The 1,366-nt window shown below is 46.5% G+C and carries 1 rRNA gene (cut by a window edge); it reads right to left on the bottom strand.

From position 1 onward, the window contains the following. A 23S ribosomal RNA gene (locus tag ACEN36_RS12870) occupies positions 1-1,218 on the bottom strand (its annotated part extends 1,359 nt beyond the left edge of the window); the annotation flags it as partial. Positions 1,219-1,366: the final 148 nt, after the last annotated feature.

Below are 1,366 nucleotides of genomic sequence, written 5' to 3'. Positions count from 1 at the left end.
GGTTCTATCCACAGTTTCGGTGTTATGTTTAGCCCCGGTAAATTTTCGGCGCAGGGTCACTCGACTAGTGAGCTATTACGCACTCTTTAAATGATGGCTGCTTCTGAGCCAACATCCTAGTTGTCTAAGCAACCCCACATCCTTTTCCACTTAACATAAACTTTGGGACCTTAACTGGTGGTCTGGGCTGTTTCCCTTTCGACTACGGATCTTATCACTCGCAGTCTGACTCCCGGACATGAATCAATGGCATTCGGAGTTTATCAGAATTCGGTACCCCGATAAGGGGCCCTAGTTCAAACAGTTGCTCTACCTCCATGATTCTAAATTCCGAGGCTAGCCCTAAAGCTATTTCGGAGAGAACCAGCTATCTCCAAGTTCGATTGGAATTTCTCCGCTACCCACACCTCATCCCCGCACTTTTCAACGTACGTGGGTTCGGTCCTCCAGTGCGTTTTACCGCACCTTCAACCTGGACATGGGTAGGTCACCTGGTTTCGGGTCTACGACCACATACTCAAACGCCCTATTCAGACTCGCTTTCGCTACGGCTCCGTCTTATCAACTTAACCTCGCATGTAATCGTAACTCGCCGGTTCATTCTACAAAAGGCACGCTATCACCCATTAACGGGCTCTAACTATTTGTAAGCACACGGTTTCAGGTGCTGTTTCACTCCCCTTCCGGGGTTCTTTTCACCTTTCCCTCACGGTACTGGTTCACTATCGGTCACTAGAGAGTATTTAGCCTTGGGAGATGGTCCTCCCGGATTCCGACGGAATTTCTCGTGTTCCGCCGTACTCAGGATACTGAACAGAGTGAATGTTGTTTCAAATACAGGGCTTTTACCTTCTTCGGCAGTCCTTTCCAGGACGCTTCTTCTACAACGTTCATTTATGACTCTATGTGTTCAGTCCTACAACCCCAAAGAGCAAGCTCTTTGGTTTGGGCTCTTCCCTGTTCGCTCGCCGCTACTAAGGGAATCGAATTTTCTTTCTCTTCCTGCAGGTACTTAGATGTTTCAGTTCTCTGCGTCTACCTCTACTGACCTATGTATTCAGTCAGCAGTAACATCCTATTAAAGATGCTGGGTTCCCCCATTCGGAAATCTCTGGATCAAAGCTTACTTACAGCTCCCCAAAGCATATCGGAGTTCGTCCCGTCCTTCATCGGCTTCTAGTGCCAAGGCATCCACCGTGCGCCCTTAGTAACTTAACCTATCATTACTAATTGTGTTGCAACCGAAGTTGCTTGTTTTATCTTGCGATAAGAACAATTAAAAAACTCTTTTAAACGCGGTGTGTTTCTCGGTTTCTTACTTAAATGTTTCTATTAGACAATATCCAGTTTTCAAAGAACACTATTC

It is taken from the genome of Desemzia sp. FAM 23989 (assembly GCF_045528345.1).
Classification (GTDB): domain Bacteria; phylum Bacillota; class Bacilli; order Lactobacillales; family Carnobacteriaceae; genus Desemzia.
The sequence above is the reverse complement of the archived record's forward strand: the minus strand, read 5'-3'. Positions and strand labels throughout refer to the sequence as shown.